The organism is Proteiniphilum sp. UBA1028 (genome assembly GCF_002316955.1).
In the GTDB taxonomy this organism is placed as follows: domain Bacteria; phylum Bacteroidota; class Bacteroidia; order Bacteroidales; family Dysgonomonadaceae; genus Proteiniphilum.
The window spans coordinates 23,766-40,909 of record NZ_DCEN01000070.1 but is presented as its reverse complement, the minus strand read 5'-3'; the positions used below and the strand labels follow the sequence as shown (position 1 = coordinate 40,909).

The 17,144-nt window shown below is 43.8% G+C and carries 14 protein-coding genes; 8 read left to right on the top strand and 6 right to left on the bottom strand.

The features are described from left to right. Positions 1-410: 410 nt before the first annotated feature. The 6 genes from B3Z75_RS11780 to B3Z75_RS11755 all read left to right on the top strand — a co-directional run bounded on the left by B3Z75_RS11780 (position 411) and on the right by B3Z75_RS11755 (position 7,477). Complete coding sequence (locus B3Z75_RS11780; protein ID WP_238866230.1) at positions 411-1,673, top strand: efflux RND transporter periplasmic adaptor subunit; 1,263 nt, start codon at positions 411-413, stop codon at positions 1,671-1,673. A 63-nt stretch (positions 1,674-1,736) separates the two neighbouring features. Then, complete coding sequence (locus tag B3Z75_RS11775) at positions 1,737-2,978, top strand: efflux RND transporter periplasmic adaptor subunit (protein WP_238866229.1); 1,242 nt, start codon at positions 1,737-1,739, stop codon at positions 2,976-2,978. Next, the gene (locus B3Z75_RS11770) at positions 2,978-3,979 is read left to right on the top strand and encodes an HlyD family secretion protein (protein WP_238866227.1); all 1,002 of its coding nucleotides are present in this window, start codon (positions 2,978-2,980) and stop codon (positions 3,977-3,979) included. Before B3Z75_RS11775 ends, B3Z75_RS11770 begins: the two co-directional genes overlap by 1 nt. A gap of 9 nt (positions 3,980-3,988) precedes the next feature. Beyond that, positions 3,989-5,227: an ABC transporter permease gene (locus B3Z75_RS11765; RefSeq protein WP_286844782.1), complete on the top strand. Its 1,239-nt coding sequence runs from the start codon at positions 3,989-3,991 to the stop codon at positions 5,225-5,227. Between the two features lie 10 nt (positions 5,228-5,237). Next, a complete protein-coding gene (locus B3Z75_RS11760; protein WP_238866223.1) occupies positions 5,238-5,996 on the top strand; it encodes an ABC transporter ATP-binding protein in 759 nt (252 codons plus the stop codon). Continuing rightward, positions 5,993-7,477 carry a TolC family protein gene (locus B3Z75_RS11755; RefSeq protein WP_238866221.1) on the top strand — a complete coding sequence of 495 codons (1,485 nt, stop codon included), beginning with the start codon at positions 5,993-5,995 and terminating at the stop codon, positions 7,475-7,477. Before B3Z75_RS11760 ends, B3Z75_RS11755 begins: the two co-directional genes overlap by 4 nt. Before the next feature lie 131 nt (positions 7,478-7,608). Here the strand turns inward: B3Z75_RS11755 and B3Z75_RS11750 are convergent, their stop codons facing one another. Then, on the bottom strand, positions 7,609-8,439 hold the full coding sequence (locus B3Z75_RS11750) for a tetratricopeptide repeat protein (protein ID WP_286844787.1): 831 nt from the start codon (positions 8,437-8,439) through the stop codon (positions 7,609-7,611). Between the two features lie 90 nt (positions 8,440-8,529). On the opposite strand from B3Z75_RS11750, the gene B3Z75_RS11745 reads away from it, so the two are divergent. After that, the gene (locus tag B3Z75_RS11745) at positions 8,530-9,456 is read left to right on the top strand and encodes a mechanosensitive ion channel family protein (RefSeq protein WP_238866217.1); all 927 of its coding nucleotides are present in this window, start codon (positions 8,530-8,532) and stop codon (positions 9,454-9,456) included. A gap of 193 nt (positions 9,457-9,649) precedes the next feature. On the opposite strand, the gene B3Z75_RS11740 is transcribed toward B3Z75_RS11745, so the two are convergent. From B3Z75_RS11740 to B3Z75_RS11730, 3 genes are all read right to left on the bottom strand, one after another. Next, positions 9,650-11,224, bottom strand: coding sequence for a peptide chain release factor 3 (locus B3Z75_RS11740; protein ID WP_238866214.1), 1,575 nt, complete (start codon positions 11,222-11,224; stop codon positions 9,650-9,652). Between the two features lie 184 nt (positions 11,225-11,408). After that, positions 11,409-12,362, bottom strand: a complete 954-nt coding sequence (rfbD, locus tag B3Z75_RS11735; RefSeq protein WP_256448704.1) for a dTDP-4-dehydrorhamnose reductase — start codon at positions 12,360-12,362, stop codon at positions 11,409-11,411. Positions 12,363-12,379: 17 nt separating this feature from the next. Then, the gene (locus B3Z75_RS11730; protein ID WP_238866212.1) at positions 12,380-12,913 is read right to left on the bottom strand and encodes a DUF4924 family protein; all 534 of its coding nucleotides are present in this window, start codon (positions 12,911-12,913) and stop codon (positions 12,380-12,382) included. Between the two features lie 115 nt (positions 12,914-13,028). Between B3Z75_RS11730 and B3Z75_RS11725 the strand changes: the two genes are divergently transcribed. Beyond that, positions 13,029-13,811, top strand: a complete 783-nt coding sequence (locus tag B3Z75_RS11725) for an MBL fold metallo-hydrolase (protein ID WP_238866210.1) — start codon at positions 13,029-13,031, stop codon at positions 13,809-13,811. A 210-nt stretch (positions 13,812-14,021) separates the two neighbouring features. Here B3Z75_RS11725 and B3Z75_RS11720 read toward each other — a convergent pair whose 3' ends face one another. Then, the gene (locus B3Z75_RS11720; protein WP_238866208.1) at positions 14,022-15,446 is read right to left on the bottom strand and encodes an NADH-quinone oxidoreductase subunit N; all 1,425 of its coding nucleotides are present in this window, start codon (positions 15,444-15,446) and stop codon (positions 14,022-14,024) included. Between the two features lie 120 nt (positions 15,447-15,566). After that, positions 15,567-17,048, bottom strand: a complete 1,482-nt coding sequence (locus tag B3Z75_RS11715; RefSeq protein WP_238866206.1) for a complex I subunit 4 family protein — start codon at positions 17,046-17,048, stop codon at positions 15,567-15,569. Positions 17,049-17,144: the final 96 nt, after the last annotated feature.

Genomic DNA, 17,144 nt, shown 5'->3' with positions numbered 1-17,144 from the left:
ATTCCCGCCGGGTGTACTCATAAACCGCTGCAGATCGATCGATCTGCAGCGGTTTATGCCATAGAAACGGTTTCCGTGTGGCAACCGTGCAGCCTTCACTACAGGCTTGTTTAGCACTTGTACCAAGAGAGTTGTTCATTTAGCAAAAAATGCACCAGATATGTAGCGACTAATGTTCTCTAAACGTGAGTGTTATTTATTTAACAGGCATGAATATGCCGACGTATCGCCGTAAACACTGTTTTTTCGACTTGAGGTTGTTTATTGAACTGGCTTGAACGGGGACGTGGCTTTTCTGCGACTTGTAACATTTCAGAACAAATCATAATTTTATCTAATAGAAGCTGGCCGATTTTTATAAATAAAAAAAAAGATATTACATTTGCTCAAATGATCTACAAAATACTATTGTGGAAAAATATTCAACTCTATTTACACTAATCCTTTTATTTCTTATATGTTCGTGCAACACGAACAATAAAGAAAAAATCTCAACATACCCCATACTTACCTCCGATTTTGAAAATACCCTTGTAATAGACGGCTTTGCTGAACCTGTTCGCTATACTACAATAGCCTGTCCTGGCAATGTAGATGCCATTATTACCTTCCTTATTGATGACGGGACGTATGTTAATGAAGGAGATGTTATGTGCATTCTCGAGGATAATAACAGTAAAACCTCTCACGATAACTTGGTTATTCAACTTGAGACGGCAGAAGCACAATTAAGTAAAGTAAAAGCTGATTTACAGATGCAATACGCCATGCTTGAAGCGCAGGTAAAAAACAATAAAGCCGATACCGAAATTGCACATTTAGACTCACTACAACTACGTTTTTCCACCCCCACACAGAAGCGAATCAAGGAATTAGAACTTGAAAGAGCTATTATCGAGAAAAATAAATTTGAGAAGAAACTCGAAGCACTTGAGATCATAAATCAATCTGAAGTAAAAAAATTAGAACTTAATATTCAACAATTAACAAACCGGTTAACCTACGCAAAAACAATCCTCGATGGCCTAACCATACGCGCTCCACATAAAGGATTAGCCGTCATATCTAATTCAATGATGACAGGAGAAAAGCTTAAGATGGGCGACAATGTATGGAGTAATATGCCGCTGATAACTATGCCCGAAGTATCTGAAATGAAAGTAAAAATGATGGCGAGCGAAGTGGATTTTCGCCAGATAAACGAAAATGACTCCGTAAGTTTCAGTTTCGATGCCATGCCCAATAACATTGCTTATGGAAAAATCACAAAAAAACTACCTGTCGGGCAACCTTATAAAAGAGATTCGAAAGTAAAGTTTTTTGAGGTGGAAGCTTCAGTCGATAGCGCGCTGCAACTTCCAGAAACCGGGTTCACTGCGAACTGCCGGGTATTCATAAAACAGGTCCGCGATACTATAGTGGTGCCGCAAATAGCCATTTATGAAGAAGACTCTCTTAAAGTTGTATATGTGAAGAGTAAGAAAAACAGATACGAGATGCGCCAAATAATAACCGGGCTCTCTTCTTCAAAAGATGCCATCGTATCACACGGATTAAAGCCGGGAGAAGTTATCGCTTTAATTAAGCCACCGCTATCTATGGTGAGAGGAAAAACGCTGCTAGGCGATTCTACAAATATGAAAAGGGCAGTTAAACCTGTCACATCCCGGTAAAGATTGCAGCGAGTTCAGTAAAACAAGACTTTATCTAAAATATTTTCAAGCCATTTCATCAAAATGAAGAATTTTTCAAAAATATTGGTCCTCATCGTTGTTTGTTCGCTACCTTTTGTGGCGTGCAAAAAAAAGGAAACCAAGCAAATACCTGTTGGAAAAGTAGCCCAGGGTACTTTATTTATCGACTTGTACGAAGAGGGTGAAATAGAGGCAATTAACTCTGTAAACATTGTAGCGCCAATGATCTCGTGGCGATATGGGAACCTGAAAATAACCGAATTGGTTAAAGACGGAGAGGAGGTGAAAGCAGGCGACACATTAATAGTGTTCGATCCGTCAGAAGTACTGAAAGGTATTGTGGAAGCAGAGTCTAGCATGGAGATTGCACAGGCGGAATTCGATAAAATGAAAGCACAGCAGCAATCGGAGTTAGAAGAGCTGAGGGCTGCTTACGAAGTCACACGTATTTCTCATGAGATATCGAAAATCCGTTTCGAGTCTGCCGGCTACGAATCAGATATTAAGAAAAAAGAAATACAGCTGAACCTCGATAAAGCAGAAATTGCGCTGGAAAGGGCAAAAGAGCAAATTGAGAACCGCATAAAAATTCAGAAAGAAGAGATCAAACAAAAAAACCTCTCCATCATGCAGTTCCAGTCGAGGCTCGACGAAGCACGCGAAACACTTCAAAAACTGTCGGTAGTAACCCCCTCTTCGGGTATCGCCATTTTATCGAAGAACTGGAGCAGCAACAATAAATTTCAGATTGGCGATCAGTGCTGGAGTGGGTTTCCCATTATTCAACTTCCCGACTTATCATCGCTTAAAGCAACGGTAAAAATAAATGAGGTTGACGTGGCCAAAATAAGCAAAGGGCTGAAAGTAGAAATTAAACCCGACGCATTTTCCGACAGCGTTTTTTCGGGAACAGTAAATTCAATTGCCAATCTGGCAGTGAACAAAGATGAGTCGTCAAAAATAAAAGTGTTCCCCGTTGAAATACTGCTCAACGAGTCCGATAAGAATTTGCTTCCCGGGCTTACCGTCAGCTGCCGAATAATTATGGACAAAGTGGAAAATGTACTTTTCATTCCGCTCGATGCTCTTTTTACCGAAGGTGACATAAGTTTTGTTTACAAAAGAAAAGGTGCCGGCTATGAAAAAACGGAAATAGAAACCGGGATAAACAACACCGATTATATAGTGGTTGAAAGCGGATTGAAAAAAGGCGAAGAGATAGCACTGGTAAATCCTTTTGCAAAAGAAACGGAAGAAAAGAAAACCGAAAACGCAGAGATATAATGAAAAGATCACGATTATATAGCCTGTTTTTTGCGTTCATTGCCACAGCACTTCTTTTTTCGTGCAAAAAGACCTCGGAACCCGTGGGCGGAAGAAGAGCATCAGACGGCACTGTTATTGTTGAAACCGGAGAACTGGCGGCAGTAAACTCCCGCTCTGTTGTCGTCAACCGGTACGGAAGGCAATGGTACCAGATGAAAATCGTGGGGCTGTTGAACCACGGCGAGATTGTAAAAAAAGGCGATTCAATAGCGCAACTCGACCCAGCTGATATTAACAAATATATTCTTGAAAGCGAGAGCAACCTTGAGACGCAATTAGCTGTACTGGAAAAACTGTATGTAGAACAAGAAAACAAAAAACAAGAAAGCGAATCGAGAATTAGAAACGAATCGGCAACATTCGATTTGAAAAAAATTGAATGGGAAGCATCACGTTTCGAATCGGAACGATTGAGAAAAATAAGACAACTAGAATACGAGCAGGCAGTCATCAATCTAGAAAAAGAGAGAAAAATATACGAACTTAACAAAGCCATCAACGCCTGCGACTTGCAAATACAGGAGATCAGAGTTGAGCAGATAAAAAAAGAGCTTGAAAACGCAAAAAACCTGATACCATTGCTTACCTTGCGTGCACCTGTATCGGGTGTGTTTCAGATTGCTACAAACTGGCAAAGCTCCAACAGAAACATTTACAAAATCGGCGACAATATTTACGCTGGCAATAACCTGGCCATAGTTCCTGAACTGGAATTTATGAAAGTGAATACCCAGGTAAACGAAACAGACTTTTTGAAAATCGCACTCAACCAAAAAGTTGCGGTAAGGCTGGATGCTATGCCTAAAGTTGTTTTTGATGGTGAAGTTGTCTATATAGGAAAACTTTGCAGGCTGAAAGACCGGAAATCACGGCAGAAAGTGTTCGATGTGGAGGTGAAGATATTAAAATCCGACGAACGATTAAAGCCGGGGATGACAGTTAGTTGTGAATTTCTTTAAACAAAAATTATGCAGTACGGTGAAAATATTCGGTTGGCGCTACAGGGTTTGACTGACCACAAGTTTCGTTCTTTCCTAACCATGCTGGGAATCATCTTCGGCGTGGCATCCGTTATAACAATGTTATCCATAGGAGAAGGAGCAAAGCGCGAAGCCATTGCCAAATACCAGGATCTGGGTGTGAACAATATCATCATAAGAGAGAAATCTCTCTCCGACGAAGAGCTGGAAGAGGTGAGGGCAAAGTTCTCGCAAGGGCTTTCCATTCAGAATGCCCAGGTGATTAAAGAAATAGTACCCGGTGTGGAAAGAATTGCCGCACAAGCTGAAAAAAATACTGACGTGAAATACAACGATAAATCGGTAAAATCTACCATTATCGGTATCACTCCCGACTTTCAGGCAATAATGAATTACAAGATACAAAATGGTTATTTCATCAGCGAAAAACATTACAACGAACGCCTGAAAGTCTGTGTACTGGGTGCGGGAGTGGCTGCCACCTTTTTTAAAGGAGAGGATCCGATAGGGAAATTAATAAAAATAGACGATCAGTGGTTGGAGGTTATCGGAGTACTTGAATCGAAAAGCCTTTTTACGGAGACCGTAGGCGAACTGGCTGCGAGGGACCTGAATACAGATGTTTACGTGCCTCTCTCGTTATTTCTGAACCGGTTTGCACGTGAAAACGCACTCTCCAGCGAAATTCAGCAAATAACCGTTCAACTGAATAATTCGGACAAACTGGTGGAAGCATCAAAAATCATTAACGAAATCCTGCGCCGCCACCATTTCAATAACGACGACTACAGCATTGTTATTCCTTACGAATTACTGAAACAGGAAGAGAAAGAGCGGCAAATCTACAACTTTTTATTAGGTGCCATTGCTGCCATATCCCTGTTGGTTGGAGGAATAGGAATCATGAATATTATGCTGGCAACAGTCATGGAACGAACACGGGAAATAGGTATAAGAAGGTCTGTGGGAGCACGCAAAATTGATATCATGAACCAATTTGTAACAGAATCGGTAGTAATAAGTATTACAGGCGGGCTTATAGGTGTAGCAGTAGGAATCATTCTCTCTTTGTTTGTAACGCTATTCACAGATATCAGCACATTTATCAAGCCATACGCTGTACTTATCGCGTTCTCCTTCTCCGTTATTGTAGGGGTAAGCTTTGGATATTTACCCGCTAAAAATGCCGCAAACCTCAAACCTGTAGATTCTATACGCTACGAATAAGTAAAACAGTATGTTAATTAAAATAGAAAACTTGAAAAAAAGCTACTCGCTTGGAAAAACTGAGATACCGGTAATTCACGGCATTGATCTAAACATAAAAAAAAATGAGTATGTGGCAATCATGGGGCCTTCCGGTTCCGGCAAATCCACTCTCATGAATATCCTGGGCTGCCTTGACACACCATCAGAGGGTCATTACTTTCTTAACCATGTTGATGTCAGCACGCTCGATGATGATGCCCTCTCAGTTATGAGGAACAAAGAGATAGGATTTATTTTCCAGAATTTCAACCTGTTGCCAAGGCTCAATGCCATTCAAAATGTGGAACTGCCACTCATCTATTCCGGTACCCCGAGCAATCTACGCAGAGAGAAAGCACTAAAGGCACTGGATAAGGTTGCATTGACCGACCGTATGAACCACAAACCTTCCGAACTGAGTGGAGGGCAACGCCAGCGGGTCGCCATTGCCAGGGCTCTCGTAACAAATCCCGGCCTGCTGTTGGCCGATGAGCCTACAGGTGCACTTGACTCAAAGACAGGTGAAGAGATTATGCGTTTGTTCGATGAGTTGCATAAGGAAGGAAATACAATTATTCTTATCACCCACGAACAGGAAATTGCAAATTTTGCAAACAGAAACATTTATCTGAAAGATGGCATGATCCATTCCGATAAAATAAATTCAGACAAGAAAATTATTTTAAACTCTAACCGGCAACAACAATATTCTCCCATAGAAAGTAACAATAACACAAAATCGATATGAGAAAATTACTATTTACAGTCACATTACTGTTCCCATACTTTGTTTTATTGCAAAGCCAGCCGGTGCAGACACTCACGCTGGATGAAAGTATTGAAATTGCTAAAAACAAGAGCTTTACGATGTTGAATCTGGCTGAGAATCTTAAAATAGCCGAGTTCAACTTAAAATCCGCAACCAGCAGGTTAAAGACACATATAGATATGACTGTCTCCTCACCTCAATATACAGAGACTATTGAAAGCTGGAAAGACACGACCGGCATAACATTCTACTACCCCATCAAAGAGCTGGGTTATGCAGGTACTCTTACCATTAATCAACCGTTGCCTACAGATGGAAATATTTTTATTCAAAACTCATTGTCAAGCAGCGAAAATCTCGAGAATAATTATCGCTCATCCCGCCTGAGAACACGAGTCGGGTTCAACCAGCCCCTCAACTCTTTCTATGCATACAACAGCATCCGGTCAACACTGAAAAGGGCTGAGCTGGACTATGAACGTTCAAACAAGCAGTTTAAAAGGGAAGAGCTAAACCTTGTGTACCAGGTCAGCAGTGCCTATTACAACCTGCTATCGCTGCAGAAAAGCACAGAGATTGCATCACTCGACCTGGAGCGGCAGACCGAAGCCTATGAGATTTCACAGAACAAGTATGCAGCAGGCCTCATACGCGAGGTAGATGCATTGCAAATGGAGGTCGACCTGGCTGAGGCACAGAACAATTACGATATTGCAGTATTAAATGAAACATCAGCAAAAAATTCATTTAAAGAGCTGTTAGGGCTAGACTTGAATGACAGCATTGCGCTAAACAGCGAGTTCAGATATGAAATTGTGGTAATAGACGCTGAAAAAGCAGTTGAGCTGGCACTTAAAAACAGGTTGGAAGTCAGGGAGCAGGAGATACAGATAGAACTGCAAAAGCTTAATATAAAGCAGCAAAAAGCGAACGGAATGATACAGGGGAGAATAGATGCATACTTTGAAAAAGCCGGTATAAATCAGCAGTCCGATCCGGGATTTTTCAACTCGATAAAAAACTCATATCATAATTTGATCGACAGAAACGCCAGTTATGGTGTCGGCCTTACAATATCCATCCCCATACTCGATTGGGGTGAAAACAGAGCACTAGTCAGAGCCTCCGAGTCGAGATTGAAACAATATTCATACAGAAAAGAAGAGGTGGAGCGTGAAATAGAAACCGAAGTAAAAAATCTAATAGCAAGCATCAACAGTAACCTGAAGAGATTGCAGGTCCTGGAAAAAAATGTGCAGGTAGCCGAAAAAAGTTTCGATATTACACGAAAACGTTTTTCCGATGGCGATATCGACAGTCAGGATTTAGCGCTGGAGAGAAACCGGCTGAACAACGCCTACACATCTCATCTCAGAGCCTATATAAATTACCAGTTGTCGCTTGCCGACCTTGCTAGAAAAACTTTTTATGATTTCCGTAATAATCAGGAGATACAATAGGCTTTGAAAGGTTAAATTGCGTGTCAATGGCACCATACTTTGATGATAGACAACAGATGCTATAGGTTTGAAAGCGGCATGCAAAAAGTCCGGAAAGAGAGCGCAAGCGGGTCAATATATGTTTTGTGCTCTCATTCAGTTTTTTTCATCCACTCAGCAAGAATTACAGCATCATACCCCAGCTCCCCTGCCTTTATAAAATCTGCTTTGGCAGCTACCTTGTCGAACTGGCCTAGGCGTACCCGTCCCCTCAGTACATAGAAATAAGGATTATCCATCTGCGATTCCCCGATTGCACGCAAATCTGCCGAAGCTTTAAAGAGCTGGCCTGTATTTAAATAACATTCGGCACGGTTCATATAAAAAATGGGATCAGGCATGGATTCCGATTTTATAAGCCCGGAATATACCCTTTCGGCTGCCTCCCAATCGTCGTCCAGCTTATAAAGTAAAGCCCCGCTAAGCTTAGTGAATATATTCCCTGCATCAATAGCTTCCGAAGCCTTAAAATCGGCTTCAGCTTTCTTGCGGTCGCTCTTTTCAAGAAACAGCAACCCTCTGCGGTAATAAGCCTCCACATTTTCGGGATAAAGGCGGATAATAGTGTTGTAATCTTCCATGGCCTCGTCCAGCCTATCCATATCACAAAGAAGAGACGCCCTGTTATGCAAGGCCACATCGGCCAGAGGATTGTTTGCGAGAGATGCTGTGAATGATATGTATGCATCGTCATATAACTTTAGCTGACGCTGCATTATGCCAAGGTTCAGCAGTAACACCGGATTATTTTCATTCATCGGGTCAAGTGACATAGCCTTCTGCAAAGCAAAGGCTGCACTGTCAAACCGGTTCACCTCAATAAAATCAGCCGATCTCTTAACCCAGCCCTCGTAGCTTTGCCCGGAAATAGGTAGAGGGAGAAGCAGCAACAAAACTATAAAAAATGGAAAAAAATATCTCATAAAAAAGAGTGATATGCAGATGTGACCAGCAAAATTAAACAAAAATATCTATCTTTGCGACTTCATTAACTAAAATAAGAATAAATCAATATGCCTCCCGAAATTTTCATTACTCGAGCCGACTCGCTAAATACTAACCCGGTGAATGTACAATTGGCTTCGGCAGCCGAACTGATTAAAACCGGCCGGTTTGAAGAGCTGTTCGATAAGTTCCTTACCGGCAGCATCGACTTTATAGGTAAACTTCTTATTGCCCTGCTTATATTTTATGTGGGAAAATGGATAATCCGCCGAATCACCAAATTTTCATACAGTGTATTTGAAAAAAAAATCTACGATACCGCGCTGCGCAGTTTCCTTTTAAACATTCTCAACATCCTCCTCTTCACCACTCTTGTCATTATGATAATAAATATTGTAGGCACAAAAACTGTCTCCATAGCGGCACTTATTGGATCGGTAGGACTGGCGGTAGGGTTAGCGGTGAAAGACAATCTTGCCAACTTTGCCGGCGGGGTAATTCTGCTTTTCAACAAACCATTCAAAGGAGGTGACTATATAGAGGCACAGAACGTGTCAGGTACGGTGCGCTCCGTCGGTATTTTATACACCACACTCACCACTCCCGACAACAAGACCGTACATATTCCCAACGGGCCACTTTCAACGGGAAACATTATTAATTACAGTACCCAGCCTACACGTCGCCTCGATCTGAACATCAACGTCGACTACGGGTCCGATGTGGAACAGGTGAAACAGCTGCTGCTCGATATAGCTGAAAAACATCCGAAAGTGCTGAATGACCCCGCACCATTATCGCGAATGGTAAAGATGGGAGACAGCTCAATTGATTTCGTGCTGAGGGTCTGGACATTGTCTGAGGATTACTGGCCGGTTACGTTCGATCTGAACGAACAGTCTTACGAGATTCTTAATGCTAACGGCCTGAATATACCGTTCCCGCAGATGACTGTACATCTGGCCAAAGATCAGGGCACCGCAAAAAAAGGATGAAAGAGGATCTGACTCAGACAAAAAAGAGATAAAAAAGTGAATCTGGTTCCGGCTTGGGACGTAAACCAAATGCCCGTCTTGTGGAACGCAAACCAGAAGCCCGGCATGAAAACACAATTCAGATGACCGCCCTGAAACGCAATTCAGATGACCGCCCTGGAACGTAAACCAGATGACCGCCATGGAATGGGAATCAGAACTCCGACCTGAAATGGAAGCGGATCTTCTTAAAGTCCTGCTGCGCCATCATCAAGATATAACTCGATTCTGCCAGAAAAACATCCCTGCCCTCTTTGTCGTGTGCCATATACTGGTATTTCCGTTTTTTGAAATCCTCCAGCTGTACCGCATCATCGCTTTCAATCCAGCACGCTTTGTACAGGTTAAGAGGTTCCCACCGGCATTGTGCACCATACTCATGCAGGAGGCGGTACTGAATAACCTCAAACTGAAGCTGTCCTACTGTCCCAATGATTTTTCTTCCGTTGAACTGATTTACAAAGAGCTGAGCAACGCCTTCATCCATAAGCTGCTCAACACCTTTATGCAGCTGTTTCGATTTCATGGGGTCGGCATTCTCAATATATTTGAACATCTCGGGAGAGAAGCTTGGCAAGCCCTTGAAGTGCAGCTCCTCCCCGGCTGTAAGAGTATCGCCGATCTTAAAGTTGCCGTTGTCGGGCAAACCTACTATATCACCCGCATAAGCCTCATCAAGAATCTCCTTTTTCTGCGCCATAAAGGCTGTCGGCGACGAAAACTTCATCATCCGGTTAAACCTCACATGCTTATAGTTCACATTCCTCTCAAACTTGCCGGAGCAGACCTTTACGAAGGCAATGCATGAACGGTGGTTCGGGTCCATATTAGCATGAATCTTGAAAACAAAACCTGTGAACGGCTCCTCATAAGGTTTCACCACACGCTCAATAGCTTGTACCTGACGTGGCGACGGTGCAATATCAACAAAACAGTCGAGCAGCTCTTTAACCCCGAAATTATTCAGCGCAGAGCCAAAAAAAACTGGTGCCAGCTTACCGGCAAGATACTCTTCGCGATTAAACGAGGGATACACCCCGGTGATAAGTTCCACATCGTCGCGTAGCTTTTTCGACAACCTGTCACCAATATGTGTCTCTAACTCAGGCGATGCAATATCGAGTCGTACCGACTCGGTCACCATCTGCTTGCTGGGCTTATAGAGATCGAGACTGTTACTGTAAAGGTTGTAAACCCCGCGAAACCGATCTCCCATGTCGATAGGCCAGCTGAGGGGCCGCACCGCTATCTGGAGCTCCTCCTCCAGCTCGTCAAGAATTTCAAAAGCATCTTTACCTTCACGATCAAGCTTGTTCACAAAAACCATTACCGGCGTATGGCGCATACGGCACACCTCCATCAGCTTACGCGTCTGCATCTCCACACCCTTTGCAACATCCACCACAATAATCACACTGTCAACTGCGGTGAGTGTACGATAGGTATCTTCCGCAAAATCCTGGTGCCCCGGCGTATCCAGGATATTTATCTTGTGATCATTATAGTCAAACCCCATAACTGATGTGGCGACAGATATTCCGCGTTGCTTCTCTATCTCCATCCAGTCCGATGTAGCGGTCTTCCTTATCTTGTTCGATTTCACGGCTCCTGCCACGTGAATGGCGCCGCCAAAGAGCAGTAATTTTTCCGTAAGTGTGGTTTTTCCCGCGTCGGGGTGACTGATCACAGCGAATGTACGCCGGCGTTGTATCTCTTTTTTCAATGTCATCTATATAATAATTCCTCTATATGAGTTGTTTGATCTGTTTTCTTCAGATTGAAAGAAACGAGTCTCCTACTACAAAAAGTATCTTTTATTTCTAACGTACAAAAGACTTATTGACTTTCAACACACTATGAATAATTGTTTTTTATATTCAAAGTTCCCGGAGCAGGTCAACAATTAATCCGTTCTACTTCAATAACATAAAACATCGTTTTAGCGACTCCTTCCACTCCGGTATCTCCACATTAAAGGCGGCACATATCTTCGAGAGACTCATCACGCTGTATGCAGGCCGCTGCACAGGTGAACCATACTCCTCAGATGTTACAGGCGACAGCTCACACGATTCAATACCTGCAAGCCTTTTTATTTCCGAGGCAAAACCATACCAGGTAGTATCACCCCTGTTTGAAAAATGATAAATTCCGCTCTTCCATCCATTCTCTTCTGACGACTGCAGAATATGAATTATCATCTCGGCAAGATCGGCAGCATAGGTCGGCGCACCACGCTGGTCGTCTACTATTGTCAGACTCTTCCGCTCCCTCATCAGCCGGATCATTGACTTCACAAAATTATTGCCGAAAGACGAATACATCCACGATGTGCGAATAATAGCCCAGTCGCCGCCTGCCGCCTTCAGTTCTTCTTCGCCAGCCAGCTTCGATTTGCCGTAAACAGACAGGGGGTTTGGTTTCATATCTTCGGTATATGGAACATCGGAAGAGCCATCAAACACATAATCCGTTGAGATCTGGATCACCTTCACGCCCTCCTTTTTTGCAACCCTGGCTATGTTCCCCACCGCTACTGCATTAACCTCGAATGCTTTTTCCACATCATTCTCCGCTTTGTCAACAGCTGTATAAGCAGCACAGTTCACAATATACTCAATCCGATAGTTCCTCACATAAGATTCAACCTGTTGAATATCTGTAATATCAACCCCGCCTACATCTGTAAAAATAAAATGAAACGGCAGATTCATACGCCCCGTCATCGCTTTAATCTCACTGCCCAGCTGCCCGTCTGCCCCGGTCACCAATACATTCTTCTGCACTAATCCGTAAAAAAACTGCTGCTTCGGGGTCTCCTTTTCCGTACCTCCCAAATGTTTGGTCGATGCTGTAAATATTGCCATAAATCTTAATTTTCAAATTAAAACACCTGCTCCTTGTCTATATTCTTATATTTTTCCGATAGTAGGCGCAATAACGCAGTTATCTGTTTCACAGCAACCTGCGTATCAACGGAAATCTCCCTGTTTTGCAGTTTCAGCAGCATGTATCCATACAATGCCGTGAAACAGGTTTCAAGCTCAGGGACATCCTTCTCAATCGACTTGTCACGCAATGCCACTATATGGGGGAGTGTATTATAATACAACCCTATATATTCTGATTCACGTGGATCTTTCAGCAACCTCAGATGAACATCGGTCATATCTGCAATGATATTCTTGTTAATCTGAAGATGCCCTTTCTTCTGTACTCCTTCAGACTTCATCATCATGATGAGCCCCTCAAACCAATCTCTGGCTTTTTCGCGCTCTTCCATCGTCTGGTAAACAGGAACAATAATTGACTGTTTAATCTTATCTATATCCAGTTCGCAGGCGCGCAGCAAATCCTCCACCTGCCACATATAGAGCAGGTATTCTGCTATGTTTTCTTGTTTATCGGGAATTTTCATGCTTTACCGCTTTACCTATCTACGGTTATTCTTATCACGGTTAATGGGATTAACGCGCAATATTTTACCGGAGAGACATAACTTTTCACTAAATTTGCCACAAAAATACAACTTTATGGTCAAGTTTCATATTATTGAATCGGGATATTTTCTCGGTGATGGCGGAGTGATGTTCGGCCCCGTACCCAAAAAATACTGGTCGGCCAAGTATAAGGTGGATGATAATAACATGTGCGTGATGTCTCTCCGGTGCCTCTTTATCGAGATAGGAAATAAGCTGATCCTGGTGGATGCGGGACTTGGAGAAAAGCACGATGCCAGATTAAAATTCTACCGGCCTTTCAACCGGAAGGTTATCACAGAAGAGATCCAAAAGATAGGGTACAAGCCTGAAGAGGTAACCGATGTTATTCTTACCCATCTCCATTTCGATCACTGCGGCGCAAGCACAACCTTCAACGAAAAAAAGGAGGCTGTCCCCACCTACCCTAATGCCACCTATCACGTGAGCCTCACCCAGTGGAAGAACTACCGCAACCCGTCGCTTTTCGAGAAAGGATCCTTTTTCCCCGAGAACATTGAACCGGTATACGATGCGGGACAGCTGCGGTTCGTCCTTGAAGATATGCAGTTCGATGAACATATCCGGCTGGAACTTTACGATGGCCACACCCCAGGTCAGATAGTGGTGCTCTTCGATACAGAAGAGGGAAACTATGCCTTTCCGGGTGATGTGGTGCCCACTTCCCTCAACCTTTCGCCGGGCTGGCTATCAGCCTACGACAATAGCGTAGCTGTAGCAATGGAAGAGAAACTGCGTTTTTTGGAAAAGGCAAAGAGAGACAGTCGTACCCTTATCTTTTACCACGACGCTTACACTCAAATGGCTCAAGTATAAATCCGATATAAATCCGACACAATTATGTGGAAAGAAATTTTATTTGCCTATTAGAACCTGCGTCTGCTGGAACTCCGGCAATGGTGATCGTTGTCGGGCTACACCCTTATAAGCGTCCTGCTACGTATCACAGCCGTTTGAGCACAATTAAAAATCGCAAGTTAAGTCCGGAACCGCTTCCTGAAATAAAAAAACAGGCAAGCGCCGAGATTACATTCCAAAGCTGTGCAGGGCAATCTTATCCATGAAGAAACTGAACAGTCCAACAACAAGTATACCGGCCGTGCAGAGTATCAGGCTTGCCTTATTATAAGCATCCGTCCTAAATGGCTGAATCGGGTTTTCGCTGCTGTCTATAAACATTGCTTTCACCACAAGCAGGTAATAATAGAGTGAGACAATAGTGTTGATAACAGCGACAAGCACCAGCAGGTAAAATCCCTTTTCCAGGGCAGCGGCAAAGACAAAGAATTTGCTGAAAAAACCGGCCAACGGCGGAATTCCTCCCAGCGAGAACATTGCCAGCATCATCACCAAACTAATTCGCGGATTCGTTGCATACAAACCCTTATAATCATCAATATTCACTTTGCCCGAATGGTTCTCAACAGATGTTACCACTCCAAAGGCAGCAAGATTGGAAAACAGATAGACAAATATGTAATATACAAGAGCAGTCATCCCGAACGCCGTCCCCCCAACGATACCCAGCACAATGTATCCGGCCTGGGAGATCGAAGAAAATGCCAGGAACCTTTTCAGGTTCTTCTGCCTGATGGCGAACAGGTTCGCAAGTGTGATACTAGCGATAATCAGCCCGTACAGGATACCCTGCCATTGCACAAAAAGGTTCCCGAACACCTTGTAGAGCAGCAGCATCAGCACAAATGCCGCCGCCCCTTTCGATACCACCGAAAGGTATGAGGTGACCACGGTAGGCGCTCCCTCATACACATCGGGAGCCCAAAGATGAAACGGCACTAGAGATATTTTGAAGAACATCCCTGCAGCAAAAAAGACAAAAGCCATTATCTGCAGCGCGTTAGCATCTATCATGGCTGGCATATCGGCAAAATAAAGCGTACCCGTTGTACCGTAGAGGTATGAGATTCCGAACAGCATTATACCCGATGAGAATGTAGCTGAAAGAATATATTTAGCACCCGCTTCTGCCGACTTGTTGCTGTACTTCTCCAGAGCGGCAAGCGTTGCCAAGGGAATGGATGCCATCTCCAGTCCTATATAGAACATCAGGAAATGGCCGCTTGAAATCATAAAATAAAAACCCAGCAGAGTGATTAGCGTGATAAAATAATATTCACCCTTTTTATTGTTTAGCCGCTCCCGGTTGAAAACCTCTGCCGCCTGTAGGAATATGATGATTACAGCAATATTCAGGATGGTTTTAACCACCCCCATCACCGGCACATAACTGTACATCCCGCCAAAAGCACTCCCCGACTCACAGGGCTGCAGGTTAAAAACGGTATGGAGAGTAAGCAGGGCAATAGCTACAACCTGAAAATACTTCATTCCCTTCGCGCCGGCAATCAGATCATACAGTACCAGCGAAATAATAACAATCACCAGGGATACCTCGCTGCGCATGAACATATAATTACTCAAATAATCCATCTCTCTGTCTCTCTTTTTTTTGTTTCTTTATTTATAATTTTTCAATGCCCGGTACCAAACCGGCCTTATTATGCCACCGATACAATTCCGGTTTTATCTGCCATCGGCACAGTGGCGGCCTTATCGTGCCAGCTGTGCAATCACACCACTCATGCTCTCGTTCAGCATATCCGAGAGTCCCAGCGGAAACGAACCTATATACACAATTCCGGCAATCAATATCACCACCACCAGCTTTTCATACCAGACGGCATCCGTCAACTGTTCATGATGCGGATTTTGCAAAGGCCCGTAGAGGAATCTACCCACCATCCTCAATATGTAAACCGCCGTAACCACTATCGACGATATTGCCACTACCGTCAACACTCTTCTGAACAGATCTGAATTTTCAAACGAACCGGTGAAGATGGTCATCTCCGATACAAATCCACTCAACCCGGGGAGTCCCAGCGATGCCAGTCCGGCAATCACAAAGGCAACACCAAGGAACGGCATCACCTTCATAAGCCCCCCCATCTCGGTGATCATACGAGTATGAGTCCGCCCGTATATCATCCCTATCAGTGCGAAAAAAAGAGCAGTCATCAACCCGTGTGAGAGCATCTGAAGCACAGCTCCGGTCATAGACGTCCGTGTAAACATCAATATGGCAAAGAGCACAAGATTACAATGGCTCACTGAAGAGTAAGCGTTTATATATTTCAAATCGCGCTGGTGAACAGCCGCTAACGAACCGTAAATAACACCTGCCGCTGTAAGCACTATGAAAAAGGGCGAAAGCAGGCGGGCAGCCTCAGGCATAAGGCAGATAGCTACCCTGAAACAGCCATATCCGCCCAGCTTCATCAATACGCCGGCATGAAGCATCGAAACTGCCGTAGGAGCAGAGGCGTGACCGTCCGGCGACCATGTATGAAACGGGAACAATGCACCAAGGACGCCGAACCCGAAAAACGTAAGCGTAAAGAATAGAAGCTGTTTATCTAACGGAATATGAATGTTTACAATGTCGGTAATATTCATACTTACGGCACCTGCACTGAAATAGATCCCCAGAATTCCCACGAGCAGGAAGGCCGAAGCGCCCATCAGCATCAGCGTAAGCTTCATGGCAGAGTACTCTTTCTTGCCACTTCCCCAGATACCGATAAGCAGGTACATCGGTATAAGCGCCATCTCATAAAACATAAACATGGTAAATAGGCCGGTAGTGATAAAGAACCCGAAGACACCCGTCGAAAGGAGGCAATACCACAGAAAATACTCTTTGGTAAGCGGCTCAATCTTCCACGATGTAAAGGTACCGGTGAGAACAATTATCGAGGAAAGGCAGATCATCGCCACCGACACGCCATCCACACCAAGCGAAAAAGCGATGTTCAGAGGTTTGTACCACATCAACGATGAAGTAAACAGCATTGGTCCCGATTCGCCGCCATTCCTGGCAATAAGGTAGCGTACCGTCAGATAAGCCGATGACACCACCAACGCCACGCTGCCCGCCACCATTACTCCCAGCACCTGCCTGCGGTTTCGTGCTGCAATCAGTGCTAGTATCATCAGCAGCGGGATAATTACAAATATCGATAAAAAGCTCATATCATCAATTATAAACCTCCGTCCTCACAAAGGGTGAGATGTATTGCAACAAGGAGGTACTGTTTGTCATATAAATATTGTCTGTTATAGTAATAT